The following is a 21,781-nucleotide window of genomic DNA, read 5'->3' on the forward strand; positions in this document are numbered from 1 at the left end:
GTGATTAATGCTTATCTACTAGCTGGTATCGCTATGGTGTTGTGGGGCGTTGCTCCTATATTCGGTAAATTGGGGCTAGGCGGTATGCACCCGTTAGCTGCACTAACTATTCGCAGCGTAATGACGAGTATAATACTGCTCATTACGGTGACTGCTTTAGGTAAATGGGGAAATGTTATGGGAGTAGCAGCCAAGGACGCGATATATATCATGATTGAAGGCGTTTTCGCTGCCTTACTGGGCCAACTTGCGTACTATTATGCGCTAAAATATGGAGAGGTTGGCCGAGTAGCTCCTATTGTAGCGGCTTTTCCCCTAGTAGTTTTGGTATTAGGCGCTATGTTTCTTGGGGAAGAATTGACTCTAACGAAGGTTGTTGCTGCCACTTTGATTTTTTCAGGCATAGTTCTTTTGAAGTTTTAGCTTTAGCTAAAAAACCATGCATAACTAAAACTAAAACAGCGGCAGCTTACTATGAAGCATGCGAGAGGAGGTGAACCTTGTGAGTGAAATAGCGGAAACAACCTTGAAAATTGAGGGTATGTCCTGCGGACATTGCAAAATGAGTGTTGAGAAGGCCCTGCAAGCGATTGCGGGAGTAGTAAGCGTAAGTGTTGACCTAGAAAGGAAAGAAGCCATTGTAACGGGTACTGCTGAGCGGGAGGCACTGGTAAAAGTCGTGGAAGAAATTGGATTTGATGTGGTTTAATCAAGGAGAAACAAAATAAGTTTGCTGTTTCTCAGCTATGTCCTCTGATGCTTAATGCATTTTGGACATAGTTTCTTTGTTTCAGAGGGAACCGCTATAGCGGCAGTATTGTTAATAGATACATCTTGACCTTGACTACTGAAGGCGATATAATTCTTTCGTTGAAATAAGTAAGACCTTTTTATTTAGTTACAGCAATGATCGTAATACATTTTATTATAGATGGAGGAGCAATTTACATGGCAATACTATCGCAAGCTACTGAAGTTGTACGAATTCGTAACAAGGTTTTAGAAGAAATCTGCAAAATGACGTATGAGGATCGGCTTGAAAGAGACATTGTGAGTGTGATGGACATCATCGTATCTGAGGAGGGACCCAGGTACCGGTGCTGTGTGCATAAAGAAAAAGCAGTATTGCGCCAAAGGATTAATCTGACACTGAGTCAAGCTTTAGATATTACTCAGGAAGAAGCCGCAACAGCCGCATTGGCCGGAAACATAGAAGAGATGCCTTTGGTCAGGGTATTACCGGAAGCCTGCGATCAGTGTCCTATTGATAAATATTTGGTTACCGATGCTTGCCGCAATTGTTTAGCTCATAACTGTATACACAGTTGTCCTAAAAAAGCCATCATGGTAGTGCAGAATCGAGCCTATATAGACAAAAGCCGTTGTGTAGAATGTGGCCTATGCAAAAAATCCTGTCAATATGGAGCTATCATAGAGATAAGTCGACCTTGTGAGCGAGCATGTCCGATGAAAGCAATCATTGCCGGTGGTGACCGCAAAGCTGTAATCGACCAGGGAAAATGCGTTGAGTGCGGTGCTTGTCGGGAGGCTTGTCCGTTCGGAGCTGTTGAGGATAGTTCGGTTATAGTTCAGGTTATCAGAGAAATTCTAGCTGGCAAACAAGTGCATGCTATGATTGCGCCTGCTTTTGCCGGGCATTTTGGTCCTCGAACTAAACCAGGGCAAATAGTTGACGTCATCAAGCAGCTAGGTTTTTACGATGTGAAAGAAGTAGCCTATGGCGCTGATATTGTAACCATAAATGAGGCAAGAGAGTTTTTAGACACTGTGCCTAAAAAGCGACCTTTTATGACATCATCCTGTTGCCCTGCTTTTGTCAGTATGGTAGAGAAACATTTTCCGAATGTAAAAGATATGGTGTCATCTACCGTTTCACCGATGGTGGCTACAGCTCGACTCATTAAAGAGTACAATCCGGACGCGGTTACCGTTTTTATTGGGCCATGTATTGCTAAAAAAGCGGAAGCTCGAAAGCATGCTAACTTGGTTGATTATGCTCTTACTTTTGAAGAACTCGCGGCAATGATGAAAGGCAAAGGAATAGAAATTGACGTTGTGCTTGATAATGGATTTGAGTCCGCGGCGTCTAGTACTGCTAATGGGTTTGCCTGCGCCGGTGGAGTTATGAAAGCCGTCCAGGCAGCAGTAGCTAGTCTTGATTCTACGGTTAAAATTCAGCCTCTTAATGTAGAAGGACTTGAAAATTGTGCTGAAGCTATTAATCAGATTGGGTCGGGGAAATTACAGGTAAATTTCCTGGAAGGTATGTCATGTCATGGTGGCTGTATTGGTGGCCCAGGTGGACTGGCTAATGTTCGGGTAGCCAATAAAATGGTCGATAATTTTGCCAAAGAATCAAAGCTGTCAAATGCTATGGAAAACAAACCTGCCAGGATCGATAGTGAAAAAGCAGGACACTGGCATGGCTAATAGAGGAAAAGTACTATTTGTCATATAAATAAGCCTATTATCTCTATTTATAAAACAGAACCCTAGCCAAAGGCTAGGGTTCATTGTTTGTGGTAAGAGTTGCAAGACGAATAGTTAACAAATTGATCTAATAAAGAAGGTATTGGCTATTTTGTGGCGAAATACACAAAACATTAACAACAAATAGTTTCGTGACGTAAACTCCTGTTTGCGACAGGCGGACGGAAGTGTAGTGGGAGTATTCCCATGGTGTTTTTTTGTCCAGATCTTAACTCGCGTATTAAACCATCAGCCACACTGCGTTTAGTTGGCTTACTTCAGAATATCAACCTGCTCAAAATCAGCCAGCGGTACATTGATAATACGTTCTGCCAACCGTTTGGCTCTTGCCGGGTCGGCAGAGAAACAGAAGCGTCGTACTGCCTGTTGGTCGCCATTCGCTAGCAGATCCAACTTTTTTAGGGTGTCATAAGCATCACGGGCTGTTTGTTCAGCTGGATCGATTATTGTTATATCAGGTCCCAGGATGTTTTTAATAGGCGCCACGAGGAAGGGGTAATGCGTGCATGCCAATACTATCGTATCCACCCCTGCCTCTTTTATGGGCAGGAAGCATTCACGACAAGCGGCGTCTGCTTCAGCGCCTGCTACTACTTCTCTTTCTACCATGGTACACAGTGGGGGGCATGCCTGAGGAAACACGTTGGCACTAGCATCTGTCGCTTTGATTCGCGCAGCATGTTTGCCACTATTAATGGTAGCCAGCGTGGCCGCAATACCAATATTTTTATTTTTTGTGACGGCCAGTGCCAACTGTTCGCCGGTATTCATGCCAACAATCGGGAAGTTATATCGGCTGCAGGCTTGCTCTAATGTCCACATCGTTATTGTATTGCATGCCATAACTGCTAGTTTAATACCCTGTCCGTTTAGAAAATCAAGAATTTGATTAGTAAACTCGGTGATTTGTTCAACTGGGCGGGGACCATAGGGAGTGCGACCAGTATCGCCAAAATAAACAATATCTTCATTGGGCATTAACTTAATAATTTCCTTTACTACAGTGAGACCACCAATACCGGAGTCAAAAACTCCAATGGGTGCATTATTTGACATAACTGCTACCTCCGAATCATATGTACTTAGTATAGTTCAACTATAACATATAATACCATAAGTCCTACGTAAACCAACAAAAAAAGATTCAAAATAATTACCTTAATTCGAAAAATTAAAAATTATTTTCAGTAATGACACATAAATCAATGAGGGGGGACTGTAATGAAAATTTCTAAAGTAACCTGTCAGAATTTGATTAGTTTGCTGCCTGTACTAGGCATTATTGCGCTTATTTTTTTAGCTGGAATCGGCCAAGCAGCCACCGACCAGTACTTGCAGTCCCAGCTAAGTAACAAAATTAGGCTAGAATCTATGCAACGTATAGAAGCATATCAGGCACTAACGGCGCGGGTGGAGGAGTATCAACATGCCTTTGTGAATCGGGAATATGATACCATGTACAGATTATCATATTTTAAAGGCGTCCCTGAGCCTAGTCTAATTGAATATCGTCAGCTTCGGGACGCAGGCTACGTTTATCATATTAACGTAACAGTACAAGATATTGAGGTGCAGGGTGACAAGGCCTGGGTAGAGCTCGAACTAGTACTAACTCATCCTGCACTTGGGACAAATAAAACCATCCACAGGCAAAAATGGGAATTACATAATGGCCTTTGGTACAAAGTAGACTACGCAAACTAAAAAGGACAGAGTCGATAAACGACTCTGTCCTTTAATTGTATTTTTTAGCGGAACATTCCGGCCATACCGGTGATAATCAGCGCATTGGCAAAGTCGATCAAGAAGGCTCCTACCAATGATACGATCATGAGGGCCCGCGGCGAAGGACCGTATTTTTCGGTTAATGCAGCCATGTTTACTAACGCATTAGGAGTTGCGCCCATACCGAAACCGACCATACCAACAGACAGGTGTACAGCGCTATAGTTACGACCCATGATGAGGTAAACACACAGCCAGCAGAAGAGGGCCATTAGGATAATTTGACCAATCAAGATGATGAGCAGTGGAATGGCAAGATTAACGAGTTCCCACAATTTAAGACCATTGATTGCCATTGTCAGATAGACGGCCAGCGAAATATCGGAAATGACTTCGAGAGCAGCACCATCGATTTTATAACCCTTGGAAAAATCGCCAACATTACGGATTACTGCAGCCGCAATCATGGCACCAATATAAGCAGGAAGCGTAATGCCTGCTTTTGTCATATAGAAACTTATAATGGAGCCAACACCCATAGCAAAAACTATCCAGCCGAGAGTTTGCATTACGTTTTGGCCACTAAGGGCGCCTTCTTCTTCTAGAACTGCAGTTCCATCACTATCATCTGTAGCAACGTCATCTACTTTAGGTGTTTTAATTTTGTACTTTTTAATCAGCGTTTCACCGAACGGTCCACCCATCAAGCTGCCTGCAACCATACCAAAGGTTGCGCATGCGATTGCGGCAGTCGTAGCACCCTGTACACCCCACTCCTCAAAGAGCGGTCCAAAGGCACCACCGGTTCCCAGTCCGCCCATCAGCGTTACTGCACCACTGATAATACCTAATAGCGGATCAATACCGGTTAGCTTGGCAAGGAAGATGCCGAGCGCGTTTTGCGCTACTGCCAGGACAACAGCTAACAAGAAAAAGATAATTAAGGGCATGCCGCCTTTTTTAAGGAGCGTTAAACTGGCGCCCATACCAATTGTACAGAAGAACATAATCATAAGAGCTGTCTGCATGGTACCATCCAATTCAAATCCGAGAATTCCCTGGGTACGCAGGAAAGTCGATATACCAGCGAAGATTAAGCCGCCGATAACAGGTGCCGGTATGCTGAGACGCATAAACATAGGCACTCGATGTCTGATAAAATTACCTATAAAGTACATTACGAGGGCCAAAGCAACTGTTTGAATCATGTTAAGCTTAAAAATTAAAAGACCTGCTACAATTTTAGATTCCATAATTCCCCTCCACTCTTATTTGCTGAATAATGCCACTAGTAATAATAGTGTTGCATTAACTTGTCCTAATTATAATCAAGCACTCTACAAAAACTACAAAAAACAACTGAATATTATATTAGAAAATACTGATTTATCAATAATGTTCTAGAGGGATTCATTTGTATGCGTACGAATGATTTATTTTGAAATGATTCATCTTTATGACATAAAGATGAATCATTTCTGTAAATGGGAAAAACAGGTATATTTATAATTGCTTCTTTAAAAGTAACAACAAAAGACTCCTGCCGGGGATTCGGCAAGAGTCTTTTGTTGTTACTTATATTTTGAATTTCAGGATAGTTTCGTTGAGTTCGGTTGCCATTTTAGCAAGAGCCTGGCTTGAGGAAGCAATTTCTTCCATTGAGGCTGACTGTTCCTCAGTGGCTGACGAGACGGTCTGAGCTTCTGCTACTGCGCGTTTGCTGAAATCATCAATCTTTTGCACGGCGCTGACAATTGTGTGACTAACGCCAGACATCTGCTCAATCGCGACAGAAATTTCTTTTACCTGATTCGATACATCGGTTACCATAGTTGCAATCTCGGTAAAGGTATGTCCAGCCGTATTGACTGCGTCAGTTCCGGCTTGTACTTCCCTTGTACCGTCATTCATAGCCAAAACAGCTTTATCGGTTTCTCCCTTAATCTCGGTTATAAGGGTTCCAATTTGTTTAGCAGCATCCTGCGACTGTTCTGCCAGTTTACGTACCTCTTCCGCAACAACCGCAAAACCTCGTCCCTGTTCGCCGGCTCGTGCAGCTTCGATAGCTGCATTGAGTGCCAGAAGATTTGTCTGACCGGCGATTCCAGAGATGGTATCAATGATCTGTCCGATTTCATTGGAACGTTCCCCAAGCTTAACGACAACACTAGCAGAAGTGGTTACCGTTTGTTCAATTTGGCTCATTTGGCGAACTGCCTGATCTACAGATCTTCTTCCATCTTGCGCTTTGGTGGCAGCCATATCGGATTGAGCGGAAACTTGGGTTGCGTTAGCCGCTATCTTCCCAATACCCAAAGACATATCCTCAACCATGGTACAAGTAGTATTAGCAGCAACAAGCTGTTGTTCAGCGCCGCTGGCTACGTTTACAATAGAGGAGGCCACTTGATTAGCTGCCTGCGCGGATTGGTCAGCACTTGCTGTAAACTGTTGTGACGAAGCGGCGATCTGTTCTGCTGACTGTGAGACTTGGGAAATAAGCATTCTAAAATTAGAATTCATCTGGTTAAACGAGGCTGCCAGGCTGCCAATTTCGTCTTTGCGTTCTGCTACATTATCATCGACAGTGACAGTTAAATTACCGGTTGCCATTTCATTAACTACTTGCTGTGTATGTTGTAAGGGATTAATTATAGATCGTACCAAAAGTAAGGTGAATCCACACGCCGTCAGTAGTGAAATCAGCCCGATTATTCCTTGTATCAGCATTGATCTGTTCATGTCTTCTTCATACTGGTGTTGACGTTTTACGACTTCAGCATCAATAGAGTCATACCAAGCGCCTGTTCCAATTGTCCAACGGTAAGGTTCGAATAATTTAACATAGCCTCGCTTGGGTAAAGGATCACTTTGCCCTGGTTTAGCGAACCAATAATCACTAAATCCGCCGCCGCTATTTGTCTTCGCGGCATTAAAGAGGTCTTGTAATACGAAGTTACCCTTCACATCTTTAAATTCCCAGCGTGGTTTGCCCTCATAGTTTTTATTGCCCAATAAAACTAAGTTAAAGCCCTCGTAAGTATCAATCCATAAATAATTGCCATTATCATAACGAATTTCACGGACAATATCGGTAGCCTTTTTCTTAGCTGCCTCTTCGGTTAGAAGTCCTTTTTGTTGTTCCTTATACACGGAATCAATTATACTAACCGCACCCTCGACTTGCAGTTTCAGACTCCGTTCAAATTGTTCCATCAGTGTTTGACGCATAAGAGCTATGTTAGTTGCTGCATCTAGTTTCATGCGATATAAATTATAGCCTACTAAGATTGTTACTACAAAAAAACAGATTAAGCATATGGCAACAACTACTTTCGTACGCATGCTACCCAAAAAAACACCCCCACATTATAACTTCGATTTCTGTAAAACCATCCTTGGGTTTATCACCTCTTGTCTGCCGTGAATACCGTGCCGTTGGATAGATAGTTCAAAGCCGCTATTTTGGCATGAGTAAAGCTGAGAATCCTAGGCTGCGGTTATGTGACAACCAGATACAAAATCATACTTTTCTGGTAATTACATTATACAGTTTACAATATATTGGAGCAACATATTTATGGTAATTTGACAGAATATGCCGAAAAAAGTATGGTGTCAGGAAATCCATTGTTTACTAATCATCAAAATATAATTTCCGGCCATATTAATAATAAGCGATTCGCAATAGCATGCTATTAGCGGTTGTTACTATTTATCTGTTTCAAGGAGGAAAATCATGGCTGAAGACAAAAAGTTAACTTGCAGGGATTGCAATACCCCATTCGTTTTTTCTGCATCTGAACAGGATTTTTATGCTGAAAAAGGTTTCACCAATGAACCAGGGCGTTGTCCGGAGTGTCGAGCGGCACGTAAGCAAAGTAGTGGTGGTTTTAATCGGCGGGATAATAACCGTCCACAGCGTGAAATGCATGCTGTTACTTGCTCTGAGTGTGGTAAGCAGACTGAAGTTCCGTTCCGGCCAAGTGGTGACCGTCCGGTTTACTGCAGAGACTGCTTTAGCCAGCAGAATAATTCGCGCTACTAATGAAGAGAATGGCAGTATTATGATAAGCGGTGGTGAAGCGTAATGGGTGGAAAAACGTTTGATCAATTTACTAGCCGTCAACAGGCTAGAACCAAGAAAATGATGCACACCAAAGGTTCTGATTCAAAGAACCAAGACGATGAGCCGGATAAAACGAAGCCACGAGATCCACAGCCGTTACCAAGCTAAGCAACAATTTGAGAATTTAAGTTCAAGCCAGCATCCTATACCTCAGTGAGCTATAGGATGCTGGCTTGACTATTTGATAGTATTGTTGAATCCTTTTCATTTTAATTTCAGAATCAGTTGTTATAATTACTCAGATGTAATGCAAGAGTCCATTGCATGAGGAGGATTCCGATGAAGTTGGATAAGAATTTTTGGGGCCGATTTTCTGCGGCTATTTCGCTGGGGACCTTATGGTTCATTTTGGGGGCGGTACTGCGCATAATTTTAGCGATATTTTCCTACAGTCAAATTGCGGCGACGCCATGGGAGATTTTCAAGGTGTTGGCGGTTGGCGGCATCTTCGATCTCATAGTTATCGGCCAGGGTTTGTTGCCGATGCTCTTTTATTTAGCACTTGTACCGAGCCGCTTTTTTGCTACTAAGGGCAACAAACTTGTGACTATGGGTTTACTATGGGTTTCAACAGCACTCATACTGTTGTTGTCAGTTACTGAGTTTTATTTTTGGGATGAGTTCCAGGCGCGTTTTAATTTTATTGCTGTTGATTATCTTATTTATACCCAAGAACTAATGGGGATGATTCGTGAAGGTTACCCGCTCAAGGCGTTATTCAGCGGCATTGGGCTAACTACTAGTGTTTTATCAGTTATTATATGGAAGAAATATTTGTGCTGGGATACCACGCTTTCGTTCAAGAGACGGTTAGGTGTAATAGCCCTTGCCCTGGTTTTTCCGATTGCTGTATTTTTTTCGGTTACTGGCAATATGAAGAATGTTAGTACGAATATCTTTAATAATGAACTGGCAGGTAATGGAATTTATGAATTTTTATCAGCCTTTCGCAATAATGAGCTTGATTATGTCCGCTATTATAAAACCGTTCCTAATGAAGAGCTTGAGCCTAGGCTCAGACAACTTTTGCAGGAGCCGAATAGCCAATACACCAGCGCAAATCCAGAAGAATTGACTAAACGTGTTACTGGATCAGGTCCGGAAAAGCATCCAAATATTGTAGTTATTACTGTAGAAAGTTTGAGTGCTGATTATATGGAGTCGTTTGGTAATCAGAAGGGGTTGACCCCCAATTTAGATAAACTGGCAAAAGAATCGCTCTTTTTTACTAAGGTATATGCTACAGGGACACGGACTGTCAGGGGGTTAGAGGCGCTTACCTTATCCATTCCGCCGACTCCCGGACAATCCATTGTGCGTCGTCCGGATAATGATGATCTGTTTACGTTAGGTTCAGTACTAAACAGCCATGATTATAAAAGCTGGTTTATCTATGGCGGCTACGGTTATTTCGATAACATGAATGATTTTTATGCGAAAAATAACTATCAGATTCTTGATCGGACTAGTATTCCGAAAGAGAAAATTGTGACCGAAACCGTGTGGGGTGTGGCAGATGAGGTCATCTTTGATGAGGCTGTCGAAAATCTTGACAAAGCGTATGCGAACGGTGAGAAAGTATTTCAAATGATTATGACTACCTCGAACCACCGTCCTTATATCTACCCGGATGGAAGGATCGATATCCCTTCACCTGGCGGTGCCAGCGGTACTGTTAAATACACTGATTGGGCCATTGGCAACTTTTTGGCTGAGGCTAAGAAACGCCCCTGGTTCCAAGATACCGTGTTTGTTATTGTTGCCGATCATCAGGCAGCAAGCGCCGGAAAAACGGAAGTGCCTATCAAGAAATATCATATTCCACTTATCGTCTATGCTCCAAACCTTATTGCGCCAGGGCGCGTTGACCGTCTAATGAGTCAAATTGATGTTGCACCAACGCTGTTAGGCTTGCTTAATTTTTCCTATACTTCGCGGTTTATGGGTTATGATATTATGAAGTTACCGGTAGATAAGGAACGCATTTTTATTAGTACCTATCAAAATATTGCTTATGCCAAAGGCGATAACCTGGTTGTCTTAAAACCTAAAAAGCAGGTTTCCTTTTACCAGATTAACTATGAAACAGGGGAATATACGAAACAGTCGCCTGATGATGATTTAGTAAAAGAGGCCATAACCTGGTATCAGGGTGCCAGTGCGCTGTATAAAGAAGGTAAATACGGGGCGGTCCATTGAGGTTGCTTAAGTGGCAATCAGGAATAAGGTAAGTTTGTAGCTAAGGAGTGACTTTGTTTTGCGGTTTTTTCAACAATATCGCACTATTTTGCTGACAATGGTATTGTTTATTTTAAATGTATTTGTCATGCAGTATACTAATTTTGATTTATTTGTCCAGGACTATGCTTATAACTTTCAATCAGGTAAATGGTTGTTGGAAGATGTGCATACCTACTACGGCTGGTTGTTATATACGGGAATTAAGGTGGGGCTGGCAGGGTTTGCCATACTGCTTATAATTGCATTAGCTTTATCATACAAATCATCGTTTGGTTTTCTGAAGCAATATCGCCGTTCGCTTGCCTGTGTGCTTATTAGCATGATGTTTTGCCCGTTGATTGCTAGCACAGGTAAACAGGTGACTAATGTTTATTGCCCCTATCAAATTGAACGCTATGGCGGGGCGATGCCTTATGTCAAACCTTTGTCGCCCTATCCTGCCGGCTTTAAGCAGGAAAAAAGGGGTATGGGTTTCCCGGCTGGTCATGCAGCCGGTGGTTTTGCCTTGCTGTCTTTGTTTTTTGTTGCAAAACTTAGAAAAACTCAGATAGTAATGGGCGGAGCCGGTCTTTCAGTAGGTGTTTTTATGGGGGTGTATCAAATTTTGCGCGGCCAGCATTATATCGGCGATACGATGGTAACCGTGCTAGGTTGTCTGTTGTTTAATTTAATACTTTTTCGCCTATTTCCGGGGGAACAGCACGAACGTATGAACTATAAAGTTTTATGAATTCTCTATTACAAATACTATATATTTCGCAGTAAAGCAGTTATAAGGGATAACTGCTTTACTGCGGATTTCCTTCAGACAAAAAAGAAGACAAAGGGGGTGCGAATGGGTGCCCCCTTTGTCTTCTTTTTCTAAACGACTTATAAAAAGGCTATTTCTCTACCATGTAAGGGTAGCTAACTACTGTGCGAGGAACTAATGTCTCCTTAATTGCACGTTGGCTTATCCAACGATTTAAGTTGATGGCGCTGCCTGCTTTATCATTTGTTCCTGATCCACGACTGCCACCGAATGGTTGTTGTCCAACAACTGCACCGGTAGGTTTATCGTTGATATAGAAGTTGCCTGCGGCATGATTGAGTGCCTTTGCAAGTTTGATGATTGCTGTTCTGTCCTGGGCAAATACAGCACCTGTCAATGCATAGCTGGTTGCAGTATCGCATGCTTTTACTGTTTCTTCTAATTGGTCATTTGGATATACATAAATGGTCATAACTGGTCCAAAGATTTCTTCTGTCATTGTCTTGAAGGTAGGTGTTTTAGCTAAGATTACTGTAGGCTCTACAAAGTATCCTACACTGTCATCGCATTTGCCGCCAATAATGATTTCGGCATCGTTAGATGTCCTTGCATAGTCAAGATATTTTTGAATATTTTTGAATGATTTCTGATCAATTACAGCATTCATGAGGTTTGTAAAGTCGCAAACATCACCCATCTTGATCTTTCCAATTTCTTTTTCAAGACGTCCTTTTAATTCGCCCCATAAACTTTCAGGAATATAAGCACGGGACGCTGCAGAACATTTTTGTCCTTGGTATTCGAAAGCACCGAGAACGATTGCACAGGTAAGTGCTTCAATATCTGCTGATTCATGAGCAAAGATAAAATCTTTACCGCCTGTCTCACCAACAAGACGAGGATAGGTAACATACTTATCAATGTTTTCACCGACTTGATTCCAAATACCGTTGAATACGCCGGTGGAGCCTGTAAAGTGGAAGCCTGCCATCTTAGGATGATTAACTACAACTTTACCGAAATCAACACCTCTGCAAGGTACAAAGTTGATAACGCCGGCAGGTAAACCAGCTTCTATAAGGATTTGCATGAAGTAGTAGTTTGACAATACTGCTGTCGAAGATGGTTTCCATAAAACAGTGTTTCCAACCATCGCGGGAGCTGTAGGCAGGTTGCCACCGATTGATGTGAAGTTGAAAGGCGTGATTGCTGCAACAAAACCATCAAGTGCGCGATATTCCACACGATTCCAAACACCATCGGTGTTGTTTGGTTGTTGTTTGTAAATCTCTTGTACGTAGTACGGATTAAAACGAAGGAAATCTGCCAATTCACAGATAACATCGATTTCTGCCTGGTAAGGATTCTTGCTTTGTCCAAGCATACAAGCTGCCGATAATTTTGCTCTGTATTTTCCTGTCAACAAATCTGCTGCTTTTAAGAAAATAGTAGCCCGATGCTCCCAAGGCATGTTTTCCCATTCGTCTCTTGCTGCTTCGGCTGCTTCGATTGCCATAAGAAGCTCTTTTTCACCAGCGACATAATATTCGCCAAGTACTTTTTGATGATCATGTGGGCAAATGATTTTTGTTTTGTTCTCTGAACGAATTTCTTTTCCAGCAATAATAAGCGGTATTTCAACTGGGTTAGCTAATTGTCTGTCAAGTTCTGCTTTTAAAGCAGCTCTTTCAGGTGATCCCGGCATATAACCTTTTACAGGTTCATTTTCAGGAAGTTTAATTTGAAAATAAGCATTGTTCATTTTTAAAATTCCTCCTTGAGTAATTCTCAATAAGCAGTTCTGATAATTATACTATAAAGGAGTGACAATGAATTGACAAACGGGAGTTTTTTTAGTGTTATATCAAAAAAGTTGATACATGGCTTCCTAGAGACTATTCAATGCGAAATTTCAAATTTTTTGATGCTTTAAAACCGAAGCTTTCTGCAGGACTTTGTATTTTTATGGTAAATAGGTATATAACGTTGATGTATTTGAGAGAGGATGAACATAGTGGACTATAAATTCCTTTTGGAATCAATACTAGAGCATCTGGATGAAGGAATTTTAGTGGTAGATAAAGATGCAAAGGTTACTTTTTACAATGAACCAGTAACTAATATAGCGGGTATTACACAGAGAAAAGCTATTGGAAAAAACATATTGGATATTTTTCCGGATTTAACGCCTGAAAGCAGTACTTTCTACAGGGTATTGAGAGATAAGAAGCCTATCATAGATTATGTCCAAACATACATGAATTATCAGGGCCTGCAAGTATCTACGCTGACATCGACAATACCTTTGATAAAACAAGGGGAGATTGTTGGTGCTCTTGAAATTTATCGGGATTTAACGCAGGTGAAAGAATTATCGGAGAAAGTGTTAAACCTTCAATCAGAATTATTTAAGAAAAAGAGTAATGAGAAATTATACAAGGGAAATGGGGTTATATATAGTTTTGAGGATATTATTGGAGAAAGTAAGGCCATAAAAAAAATGAAAGAACGGGCGCAAAAAATAGTCGATAGTAACTCGCCTGTACTGGTCTATGGAGAAACCGGAACAGGAAAAGAACTTTTGGTTCAGGCTATTCATAATGCGAGTAAAGTACGCAGGCACAAGCCTTTTATAGCCCAAAACTGTGCAGCACTGCCCAATACACTCTTGGATAGCCTATTGTTTGGCACAACATCAGGCAGCTTTACGGGTGCGAAGGATAAGCCCGGACTCTTTGAGCTTGCCGACGGGGGAACACTGTTTTTAGATGAAGTTAATTCTATGGATATGGAACTTCAGGGGAAATTATTGCGTGTTCTACAAGATGGTATTGTTCGCAGGGTTGGGGGAGCCAACACCGTACTTGTTGATGTAAGAATTATTGCCAGTACCAATGAGCCTCCCGCAAAAATCGTAGAGCAAAAAATTATGCGAAAGGATTTGTATTATCGGTTAAACGTTATTTCTTTAGACATTCCTGCATTAAAAGACAGAAAAGAAGATATTGCGCTGCTCACGAAGTTCTTTATTGGCATGTATAATGAAAAAGTGAATAAAAACGTGAAGGGAATTTCTCCTGAGGCACTGAATATGCTGCAGGCTTACCATTGGCCTGGAAATATTCGGGAATTAAAATATGCCATTGAAAGCATTATGAACTTTATTGATAGTAATATTATTAATGTAAATGATATTCCTAATCACATAAGTAGTTATTTGGGAGCAGATGGAATGAAGCCGGAAGAATCTATAGACTGTACAGAGGTTTCTTCATTGGTAGACAGTCTCAATGAGTATGAGAAGCGCTTAATCCAAAAGGCCATCAAGAAGGCAAATGGAAATGGGGCAAAAGCGGCACGAATGCTGAATATTCCGCGGCAAACATTGCACAATAAAATTAAAAAACATAATATTGATTGGAAAATTATAATAGACCATGAATCATAGGTTATACAAAACGTCCCTAAAATGAGACTATATCAATTTTGTGATAGTCTCATTTTAGGGACGTTTTGTAATTTTCCGAAATATAATATTTTTTTGAAAGAGCAGATAATCAGATAAAAGCACGGTAGAACTGGATTTATCAACATTTTTACGCTAGAAATCATTATTTGGCATGATTATTGCATCGTATAGTGTTAAAAATCATTATGTACGAGGAGGGTAGAGGTTGAAAAAATAGCGTAAGTTCAGAATAGTGAGGCCCTTATGAATACGAACTAAAAGCAATTTATGAGTAGGTAAGACATTTGATTATTGTAAAAAACGAAGTTGATGGGCGGTGATTTTTTTGATTACAGGAACGGTATTTAATGTTCAGAAATACTCCATTCACGATGGCCCGGGAATACGAACCACTATTTTTCTGAAGGGATGTCCATTAGCCTGCTGGTGGTGTCATAATCCCGAAAGTTTGGCAGTAAAAACGGAAATAATTTTTCTCGAAAATAAATGTATTGGCTGCCAAGAGTGTATGAAAAGCTGTCCCAATGGAGCAATAACATTTTCTGACCAAGGTCTTACAAGAGATAGAGCAAAATGTAGTTTATGCCTAGCGTGTGTGGAGGCCTGTCCTACTGGCGCTATGGATATGGTCGGAAAGACGATGACTGTAGCGGATGTCATGAAAGAAATAGAAAAGGATAGGGTTTTCTATGAAGAATCCGGTGGTGGAGTTACATTTTCGGGTGGCGAATCTTTAATGCAGATAGAATTTCTTGAGGGTATTCTTACTGCTTGTAAATCAAAGGGTATTCATACGGCTTTAGATACTTCCGGCTATGCACCTGAGGAAGCAATTGCCAGGATAGCAGACAAGGTAGACTTGTTTCTATATGATATTAAGCTTATGGATGAGGAAAAACACAAAAAATGTACGGGTGTATCCAATAAACCTATATTAGAGAATCTAAAAAAGCTTGCTGCTAGTAACAGTAACATCTGGATTCGAATACCTGTTATACCGGGAGTTAATGATGATGACGAGAATATTGAAAAAACAGGCGCGTGTATATCGTCATTGAATCTGAGAGATGTGTTTCTATTACCGTATCACAATATTGCTATTGATAAATACACTAGGCTGGGAAAAACATATCAACTATCTGCTCTTCAGCCTCGTTCAGATAAACAAATGGATGAAGTTTCTCAAAAATTAAAAGTCTTTGGCTTAAATGTTAAAGTTGGAGGATGATAAGAAATGGCAAAAAAAATGAACGTCAATGCCAGAGTGGCTAAATTAAGAGCGCAGAGTGTTAATGCAGTTCCACGAATTTCTATCGAAAGGGCTGTGTTGGTAACCGAAGCTTACAAAAAACACGCAGGCAAGGTTTCTATCCCAGTATTGCGGGCATTAACATTAAAATATCTAATGAAAAATAAGACTATCTGCATCAATGAGGGTGAACTGATTGTCGGAGAACGGGGAACAGGTCCGCAGGAGGCACCAACTTATCCAGAACTATGCTGTCATACGATAGAAGATTTTGATGTTATGGATAAGCGGGATAAGATATTTTTTCGTGTAGACGAAAAAACAAAGCACATTCACGAAGAACAGATTATTCCTTTCTGGAAAGATAAAGCCATTCGTGACCTGATGTTTGACCAAATGACACCAGAGTGGAAGGATTGCTATGAAGCGGGAATTTTTACTGAATTCATGGAGCAAAGAGCACCAGGCCACACGGTTGCAGGCGGAAAAATATATCAGCAAGGCTTCCTGGAATTCAAAAAAACTATTGAAAAGAATCTTCAAGCATTGGATTATCAACAGGACGCGCAAGCGTATGAAAAGCAAGAAGAATTAAAAGCAATGGCAATTTGCTGTGATGCGATTATCACTTTTGCCCAAAGGCATGCTGACAAGGCCAGAGAGTTGGCTGGCAAAGAACAAGATCCTGTAAGGAAAAGAGAACTAGAAGAAATTGCCGAGATTTGCAGTCATGTACCAGCCCATGCGCCAAGAACCTTCAGAGAAGCGTTGCAGACATATTGGTTTGTCCACATGGGTGTAGTCACAGAATTAAATACGTGGGATTCCTTCTGCCCAGGCAAACTTGACATTCATCTTTATCCTTTCTATGAAAGAGATATTCAGGCAGGAAGATTGACGCGTGAAGCTGCGAAAGAATTACTTGGATGTTTTTGGGTGAAATTTAACAACCAGCCAGCGCCGCCTAAGGTAGGTATCACTCTGCAGGAAAGTGCTACGTATACAGACTTTTGCAATATTAATATTGGCGGAATCAACCCTGATGGCAGTAACGGAGTTAATGAATTATCCTATTTACTCTTAGATACTGTTGAAGAAATGGAACTGCTGCAACCTAGTACAAATGTACAAATCAGTAGAAAGAATCCAGATCAATTTGTTATCAGAGCTGCTGAAGTAATTCGAGCAGGTATGGGTTTTCCTTCTGTGTTCAATACTGACGCAGTGCTGGAAGAACTTCTTCGCCAGGGAAAAAGCCTTGAGGATGCGCGCTGCGGCGGCACCAGCGGTTGTGTAGAGGTAGGCTGCTTTGGTAAAGAAGCCTATATCTTAACAGGATATTTTAATCTTGTAAAAATACTGGAAATTACACTTAACAATGGCATTGATCCGCGGACTGGCAAAAAGTTGGGTATTGAAACAGGAGATCCAACACAATTTGGTTCATTAGATGAGCTGTTGGCAGCATTTAAGAAACAAGTCAAGTATTTTGCTGATATCAAGATTAGAGGCAATAACATTATTGAAATGCTGTATGCAAAATATATGCCGGCTCCATTTATGTCGCTCGTTATTGATGATTGTATTGAAAAGGGTAAGGATTATAATGCCGGTGGTGCCAGATACAACTCTAGATATATCCAAGGTGTTGGTATCGGCAGTATCACCGATTGTTTAGCAGCCATTGAATATCATGTGTTCGATAATAAGAAATTTTCAATGGGTGAGTTATTAAATATAGTAAAAGCTGATTTTGAAGGTCATGAAAAAGTACGTCAGTTATTTTTAAACAAAACACCAAAATACGGCAATGACGATGATTATGCCGATACTATTATGCTCAAGGTATTCGAAATCTTCCATGAAGTTGTAAACGGAAGAAAAACCCCAACTGGCGGGACCTATCGGATTGAAATGCTGCCAACTACCTGCCATGTATATTTTGGCTCAGTTATTGGTGCCACCCCAGATGGCAGAAAAGCCGAACGACCTCTTTCAGAAGGTATTTCTCCTGTACAGGGAGCTGATCGAAATGGCCCGACTGCAGTAATCAAATCGGCAGCAAAAATGGATCAGCTCAGAACCGGCGGAGCATTACTTAACCAAAAATTCACACCACAAGTAGTGGCAGGCGAAGAAGGTCTCAAAAAACTAAAAGACTTAATTCGGGCCTACTTCAAACTGGATGGACACCATATTCAATTTAATATAGTTGATGCCCGGACATTAAAGGATGCCCAAAAAAATCCGGAAAAATATAATAATCTTATTGTACGGGTTGCTGGTTACAGCGATTACTTCAATAATCTTACGAAAGCCTTACAGGATGAAATTATCGAAAGAACAGAGCATAGCAGTTTCTAAGGCAACTCCTGGGTTCTATCCGGAAATTTTCCGGTTTGTGACATTTAGTCTTCAGGCGCCCTGCAGTCAAGGTCAGGTGCATTCTCACTAGATTGTGGAGCTTGACTGCAGGGCTTCTTTATGAGGATATATGTGGTTGCGTTTTAGGGGGAGGGGTGCTCGACAACTCTTTTGGGATATGGGATTATTCAGTCCGGTGCATTCAATAATAAATAAGGAGGAATAAGTATGAGTGAAAATAGCAAAAATCCAAGTCTTTTTAGCCAACCACGTGCGTTTAGTATTATCTTTTTTCTGGAAATCTGGGAGCGCTGGGGTTATTACGGTTTACAGTCTGTATTAGCCGTATTCTTTGTCAAAAGTCTAGGTATGCCTGATGCTGAATCTTTTGTGGTTTTTGGCGCTTTTAGTTCAATGGTATATGGTTTTGTTGCTATTGGCGGTTATGTTGGCGATAAAGTATTGGGAACCCAGCGTACAGTTATCTTAGGCGCTTTTACGATGATGATCGGCTATATTTTGATGGCTATGGCTGATGCAAACAAACAGATGGTTTTTACTGCGCTGGCATTTATTGCTGTGGGTTGTGGCTTGTTTAAGGCCAATCCGGGAAGTCTGATGTCAAAAATGTATGCACAAGATGATCCGCGTTTGGATGGAGCCTTTACTTTATACTATATGGCTGTAAACATCGGTTCATTTTTCTCTATGTTGCTCGTACCGATTATTGGTGGAAAATACGGTTTGAATGTTGGTTTTTATCTTTGCGCTATTGGCCTGATTTTAGCGATCACAACCTTTGTTTTTTTTCGGCATTTACTCCAGGGCGTCGACTCACCAGTGGGTTTGCAGCCACTCAACTATACAAAATTTGCTGTAGTTATCGTTAGCTTAGCCGTGTTGATTGCTGCCTCGACTTGGATGCTCAGCAACCTAACCGTTGCCCACTGGATACTATTTATAGTAGTAGTGACTGTGTTTATGATTATATTTAAAGAAATTTTTAAGAGTCAGGGCATTGAACGCAGTAAAATGATTGTTGCTGTTGTTTTGATGGCAGAGGCTGTTGTTTTCTTCACTCTTTTTCAGCAGGTATTCACTTCTTTGAATTTTTTTGCAATTAAGAATGTTGAACATACTTTTTTAGGGATGGAGGTACTGAATCCGGAAGTATTCCAGTCTTTAAGCCCGTTTTGGGTTCTGGCGGTGAGTCCGGTATTGGCCTTTTTGTACAATTATTATGGTAATCAGGGTCGAGATTTATCGATGCCGGCTAAATTTGCAGCAGGAATGGCCTTTTGTGCAACCAGCTTTTTGGTTCTAGCGGCCGGCGCAAGTTATTTTGCTAATTCTGAGGGTCTTGTTTCTCCCTGGTGGCTAGTGCTTGCCTATTTGCTCATCAGTATAGGTGAACTGTTAATTAGTGGCTTGGGGTTGTCTATGATTTCCAAACTTATGCCTCAGCGCATGATAGGGTTTACAATGGGAGCGTATTTCTTGACGACTGCGATTTCTGGGGTTACAGGTGGCTGGGTAGCATCCTTAACCGCAGCGCCGCAAGGTGTTACAGATCCTTTGCAAACCTTATCTATTTATGCGCATGTATTTTTACAAATTGGCGGCATAAGTGCTGTTGCTGCTGCTTTGATGGTTTTTGGGGTAGCTTCTTTACGCCGCATGATTAATAATGAAGAGAAAATTTCCAGCACAGAGATAGCGGAGAATGCTTGAGCTTTTATTAATCCAAGTACTAGTAGGGGAAGTAATAGTTGCGGAGGGGTGAATTGATAGTATGACCAATAGGGACGTCGTTGCAATTGATTTTTCACAAGATAAAAGATTTATAGGGCATCCAAAAGGAATGGGGACCACGTCATTCATGGCACTGGCGCAGGCATTTGGCAACTATGGTATGAGCGCTATTTTGATCTACTACTTATATGCTGAGGCGGCAAAAGGGGGACTGGGATTTAGTCAGGCTAATGCCGCGCAGTTTGTTAGTATATACGGATCCTTGTCATTTTTAGCTGGTATTGTCGGTGGCTATGTAGCCGATCGCCTAATTGGTATACGCAAGGCTTTATACATTAATTTTGCGGTGAAGACACTTGGTTACCTTCTGTTGGCGTTTCCTGGCGGACCGATGCTATACTTTGTCAGCCAGTGTTGTCTTTTGGTGGCAGCAATGTGTGCAGGTACTAGTCTTTATGCTTTGGCCGGGAAGCTTTACAGCAAAACCGATGGACGGCGGGACAGCGGTTTTAGCGTCATGTACATAATGAACAATGTAGGCGCCGTTGCTCCGGTGATTACGGGTACCATTGCGCTTTTGTTGAATTATCATGCTGGCTTTTTGTTTGCGGCGGTCGTTCAGGGCCTTGGTCTTGTCGTATATGCGCTGACCGCTAAAAAAGTATTCGGCACCGCTGGCATGGAACCGGACGATCCCGCTCCAGCCAGCGAGAAGCAAGGGTTCATTTTAAAAATAGTGGCCAGCATAGTGCTGTTGGCGGCAATCATTGGAGGCCTGTTTGCAGCCGATATTCTTACTCCAACTTTATTTTGCAATAGCGTCAGTGCGATCAGCATCTTTATTCCAATGTGTTATCTGTACATCATCATTACTAGCAAAAAAACCTCTCAGGAAGAAGCAAGGCGCATTGGACCGTTTATCGGGATATTTATCTGCAACTGTTTTGCGATGATGATTTGGTGGCAGTCTACTTCCATTTTGGCTATTTATGCTGCTGAGCGCGTTGATCTTAACTTTATGGGAATCACGATGACTCCGGCTTCTTTCCAGACCGTACCGGCCGTTATGGCGGTCGTCTTTGGCAGCGTGTGTAGCTGGCTTTGGATAAGAATGGGCAATAAGCAACCATCAACTTCGCTAAAATTTGGCATTGGCACGATTTTCTGGGGATTAGGTCCATTATTTATGGTCATTCCGTTTCTTCTCTATTCGGTGGATGTAAAAGTAAGTCCAATGTGGCTGATGGTATTCTATGCTTTGATCATCTGGGGCGAGGCGATGACATCGCCGGTTGGTATGGCTGCTGCCAGTGCTGTAGCCCCGAAGGCATTTACTGCGCAAATGATGACTGTATGGCAGTTGAGTCAGTCTACTGGTGCTGGATTAAGTTCACTGGCTGTTAATTTTTATCACGTCGGTCAAGAAGCCCAATATTTTACAGGAATTGGTTTGGCAACTTGTATGGTAGGTCTTTTACTTTGGATTTTTAACAAAAAGGCAACTGCTATTCTTACCAGTACAACTGCTCAAGCTTCATAATTTAGTTTTTGCTTAATTTTTCAAAACTTATTATATGAGGAGGAAGTCAC

At 41.5% G+C, this 21,781-nt stretch carries 16 protein-coding genes; 12 read left to right on the forward strand and 4 right to left on the reverse strand.

Annotation, left to right across the window (positions count from 1 at the left end):
* From ACZ449_RS26075 to ACZ449_RS26085, 3 genes are all read left to right on the forward strand, one after another.
* Positions 1-423: an EamA family transporter gene (locus ACZ449_RS26075; RefSeq protein WP_464258922.1), complete on the forward strand. Its 423-nt coding sequence runs from the start codon at positions 1-3 to the stop codon at positions 421-423.
* A 79-nt stretch (positions 424-502) separates the two neighbouring features.
* Positions 503-709, forward strand: coding sequence for a CopZ family metallochaperone (locus ACZ449_RS26080; RefSeq protein WP_464258923.1), 207 nt, complete (start codon positions 503-505; stop codon positions 707-709).
* Between the two features lie 239 nt (positions 710-948).
* Positions 949-2,451 (forward strand): 4Fe-4S dicluster domain-containing protein, encoded by a 1,503-nt coding sequence (locus ACZ449_RS26085; RefSeq protein ID WP_464258924.1) that lies wholly within the window; start codon positions 949-951, stop codon positions 2,449-2,451.
* A gap of 312 nt (positions 2,452-2,763) precedes the next feature.
* Here ACZ449_RS26085 and murI read toward each other — a convergent pair whose 3' ends face one another.
* Complete coding sequence (gene murI, locus ACZ449_RS26090; protein ID WP_464258925.1) at positions 2,764-3,567, reverse strand: glutamate racemase; 804 nt, start codon at positions 3,565-3,567, stop codon at positions 2,764-2,766.
* Positions 3,568-3,732: 165 nt separating this feature from the next.
* Between murI and ACZ449_RS26095 the strand changes: the two genes are divergently transcribed.
* Entirely contained in the window at positions 3,733-4,215 is a 483-nt protein-coding gene (locus tag ACZ449_RS26095; protein ID WP_464258926.1) for a hypothetical protein, read from the forward strand.
* A gap of 44 nt (positions 4,216-4,259) precedes the next feature.
* Here ACZ449_RS26095 and gltS read toward each other — a convergent pair whose 3' ends face one another.
* Both gltS and ACZ449_RS26105 read right to left on the reverse strand, forming a co-directional pair.
* Positions 4,260-5,489 carry a sodium/glutamate symporter gene (gltS, locus tag ACZ449_RS26100; protein WP_464258927.1) on the reverse strand — a complete coding sequence of 410 codons (1,230 nt, stop codon included), beginning with the start codon at positions 5,487-5,489 and terminating at the stop codon, positions 4,260-4,262.
* A 322-nt stretch (positions 5,490-5,811) separates the two neighbouring features.
* Positions 5,812-7,581 carry a methyl-accepting chemotaxis protein gene (locus ACZ449_RS26105; RefSeq protein WP_464261946.1) on the reverse strand — a complete coding sequence of 590 codons (1,770 nt, stop codon included), beginning with the start codon at positions 7,579-7,581 and terminating at the stop codon, positions 5,812-5,814.
* Between the two features lie 394 nt (positions 7,582-7,975).
* On the opposite strand from ACZ449_RS26105, the gene ACZ449_RS26110 reads away from it, so the two are divergent.
* The 3 genes from ACZ449_RS26110 (at position 7,976) to ACZ449_RS26120 (ending at position 11,336) form a co-directional block, all read left to right on the forward strand.
* Positions 7,976-8,284 carry a zinc-ribbon domain containing protein gene (locus ACZ449_RS26110; protein ID WP_464258928.1) on the forward strand — a complete coding sequence of 103 codons (309 nt, stop codon included), beginning with the start codon at positions 7,976-7,978 and terminating at the stop codon, positions 8,282-8,284.
* Positions 8,285-8,644: 360 nt separating this feature from the next.
* Entirely contained in the window at positions 8,645-10,564 is a 1,920-nt protein-coding gene (locus ACZ449_RS26115) for an LTA synthase family protein (RefSeq protein ID WP_464258929.1), read from the forward strand.
* Positions 10,565-10,622: 58 nt separating this feature from the next.
* Complete coding sequence (locus tag ACZ449_RS26120; protein WP_464258930.1) at positions 10,623-11,336, forward strand: phosphatase PAP2 family protein; 714 nt, start codon at positions 10,623-10,625, stop codon at positions 11,334-11,336.
* A 151-nt stretch (positions 11,337-11,487) separates the two neighbouring features.
* Here the strand turns inward: ACZ449_RS26120 and pruA are convergent, their stop codons facing one another.
* Entirely contained in the window at positions 11,488-13,119 is a 1,632-nt protein-coding gene (gene pruA, locus ACZ449_RS26125) for an L-glutamate gamma-semialdehyde dehydrogenase (protein ID WP_464258931.1), read from the reverse strand.
* 252 nt (positions 13,120-13,371) lie between these two features.
* Here pruA and ACZ449_RS26130 point away from each other — a divergent pair, with 252 nt between their 5' ends.
* The 5 genes from ACZ449_RS26130 to ACZ449_RS26150 all read left to right on the forward strand — a co-directional run bounded on the left by ACZ449_RS26130 (position 13,372) and on the right by ACZ449_RS26150 (position 21,731).
* Entirely contained in the window at positions 13,372-14,805 is a 1,434-nt protein-coding gene (locus ACZ449_RS26130; protein ID WP_464258932.1) for a sigma-54 interaction domain-containing protein, read from the forward strand.
* A 346-nt stretch (positions 14,806-15,151) separates the two neighbouring features.
* Positions 15,152-16,054 (forward strand): trans-4-hydroxy-L-proline dehydratase activase, encoded by a 903-nt coding sequence (locus ACZ449_RS26135; protein ID WP_464258933.1) that lies wholly within the window; start codon positions 15,152-15,154, stop codon positions 16,052-16,054.
* 6 nt (positions 16,055-16,060) lie between these two features.
* Positions 16,061-18,439 carry a trans-4-hydroxy-L-proline dehydratase gene (hypD, locus tag ACZ449_RS26140; protein ID WP_464258934.1) on the forward strand — a complete coding sequence of 793 codons (2,379 nt, stop codon included), beginning with the start codon at positions 16,061-16,063 and terminating at the stop codon, positions 18,437-18,439.
* Between the two features lie 228 nt (positions 18,440-18,667).
* Positions 18,668-20,170, forward strand: coding sequence for an oligopeptide:H+ symporter (locus tag ACZ449_RS26145; protein ID WP_464258935.1), 1,503 nt, complete (start codon positions 18,668-18,670; stop codon positions 20,168-20,170).
* A gap of 61 nt (positions 20,171-20,231) precedes the next feature.
* On the forward strand, positions 20,232-21,731 hold the full coding sequence (locus tag ACZ449_RS26150; protein ID WP_464258936.1) for a peptide MFS transporter: 1,500 nt from the start codon (positions 20,232-20,234) through the stop codon (positions 21,729-21,731).
* The last annotated feature ends 50 nt before the right edge of the window (positions 21,732-21,781 follow it).

The sequence above is a fragment of the Desulfosporomusa polytropa genome, assembly GCF_055380075.1.

Coding starts and splice junctions, on each gene's coding strand:
- ACZ449_RS26085 (WP_464258924.1), top strand. CDS start 949: ATGGCAATACTATCGCAAGCTACTGAAGTTGTACGAATTCGTAACAAG.
- murI (WP_464258925.1), bottom strand. CDS start 3,567: ATGTCAAATAATGCACCCATTGGAGTTTTTGACTCCGGTATTGGTGGT.
- ACZ449_RS26095 (WP_464258926.1), top strand. CDS start 3,733: ATGAAAATTTCTAAAGTAACCTGTCAGAATTTGATTAGTTTGCTGCCT.
- gltS (WP_464258927.1), bottom strand. CDS start 5,489: ATGGAATCTAAAATTGTAGCAGGTCTTTTAATTTTTAAGCTTAACATG.
- ACZ449_RS26105 (WP_464261946.1), bottom strand. CDS start 7,581: ATGCGTACGAAAGTAGTTGTTGCCATATGCTTAATCTGTTTTTTTGTA.
- ACZ449_RS26110 (WP_464258928.1), top strand. CDS start 7,976: ATGGCTGAAGACAAAAAGTTAACTTGCAGGGATTGCAATACCCCATTC.
- ACZ449_RS26115 (WP_464258929.1), top strand. CDS start 8,645: ATGAAGTTGGATAAGAATTTTTGGGGCCGATTTTCTGCGGCTATTTCG.
- pruA (WP_464258931.1), bottom strand. CDS start 13,119: ATGAACAATGCTTATTTTCAAATTAAACTTCCTGAAAATGAACCTGTA.
- hypD (WP_464258934.1), top strand. CDS start 16,061: ATGGCAAAAAAAATGAACGTCAATGCCAGAGTGGCTAAATTAAGAGCG.
- ACZ449_RS26145 (WP_464258935.1), top strand. CDS start 18,668: ATGAGTGAAAATAGCAAAAATCCAAGTCTTTTTAGCCAACCACGTGCG.
- ACZ449_RS26150 (WP_464258936.1), top strand. CDS start 20,232: ATGACCAATAGGGACGTCGTTGCAATTGATTTTTCACAAGATAAAAGA.